Genomic DNA, 1228 nt, shown 5'->3' with positions numbered 1-1228 from the left:
GTCAGTTCGATTTCTATGACAATTCCAAACGATTTTTATAATAAGTTTTATTCTTAATAAGCGCCATAGCAATATGCAGTAATTTATTCCTAACAGCGTTTAAAACGCTCATTTTGTTTTTGCCTTCATCAACTTTTCTAAGGTAATAATACTGTAATTCATTTTCCATTCTAACAGCTCTCATGGCGGCCATTTGCAAAACGGTTTTGAGCTGCATATCCGCCATTTTAGAGACCCGTGGTTTGGTTTTTAGACTACTTCCACTTTGTTGTTCAAAAGGAACCACACCGGCAAAACAAGCTAGTTTTCTTGGGTCCGTCAACCGACTGAAACCATCGGTTTTAATGGCTATCATCCAGGCAGTAATATCCCCAATACCCGGTATAGTTTTTATCCTTTCTATTTCTTTATGCAATTTGAAATCGGCTTTTATTTCTTCCTTTATGAGGGTCTCAATTTCCCGAATATGCCCATTTATTTCTTTGATGCCCTTCTCACTAATTTTAATTAATCTTTTGGTCGACTTATTGAAAGCTACATTTTTTAAATCTGACAACTGCTGTTTTAAACCTCTTCTTTGTTTTATCTTCGATCGTCGCTGACTTAGTAGAATTTTCAGGGCCTTCACGGATTCACTAACTGGCTGCCAACATTCAAAATCCTGATAGTTTCTTTCAATAAAAACGGCTATGCGCTTGGCATCAACCTTATCATTTTTTCCTCGCACCAAGCCAATACTTCTTTTTATATGCTTTGGGTCAACCACATAAGTTTTAAAATCAATCCCCTTTAAGACCTCATAAAGATTAAAATTATAATAACCTGTATTCTCCATACAGATAAAGACTTCTAGGCCGATTTCTCCTATTCTTTTAAATAGTTTACTAATAGCATCTTCTTTATTTTTGATTTTGTGATAAGTGGTCTTTTCAGGCTCGATCACACAAAAATCTAAAGTGCATTTACTTACATCCACTCCGACAAAAATACTTTTCATAACTTTGTTTTGCTTTTATAGAAAGAGATGTTTTCATCATTAACTCGACTCCTTGATAATGGGCTTAAAATCCCGAATTTCTATTAGAGATTATTGATGAAAGTCTGAACTTAGGTCTAAATCGAACTATGAATTTTTTAAATTCTGAGTGACTATAGTGTACCTAAGTTCAGCTCTCTTTTATACGGTTAAACTTGAGATAAATATACTTATGCAAGTCTAAAGGAGTGA

Annotated in this window: 1 protein-coding gene; it reads right to left on the bottom strand. The window is 34.3% G+C overall.

Annotated features, from left to right (window positions below):
• Nucleotides 1-13: 13 nt before the first annotated feature.
• Nucleotides 14-997 carry an IS110 family RNA-guided transposase gene (locus F1E73_RS17000; RefSeq protein ID WP_086478486.1) on the bottom strand — a complete coding sequence of 328 codons (984 nt, stop codon included), beginning with the start codon at nucleotides 995-997 and terminating at the stop codon, nucleotides 14-16.
• Nucleotides 998-1228 lie beyond the last annotated feature (231 nt).

The organism is Arenibacter lacus, from assembly GCF_008711145.1.
GTDB lineage: Bacteria > Bacteroidota > Bacteroidia > Flavobacteriales > Flavobacteriaceae > Arenibacter > Arenibacter amylolyticus.
Note: the sequence above shows the minus strand (reverse complement) of the source record. Positions and strands in the feature narration are given on the sequence as shown.

Excerpts from the sequence above, each read along its gene's own strand:
- F1E73_RS17000 (WP_086478486.1), bottom strand. The coding sequence starts at position 997 with ATGAAAAGTATTTTTGTCGGAGTGGATGTAAGTAAATGCACTTTAGAT.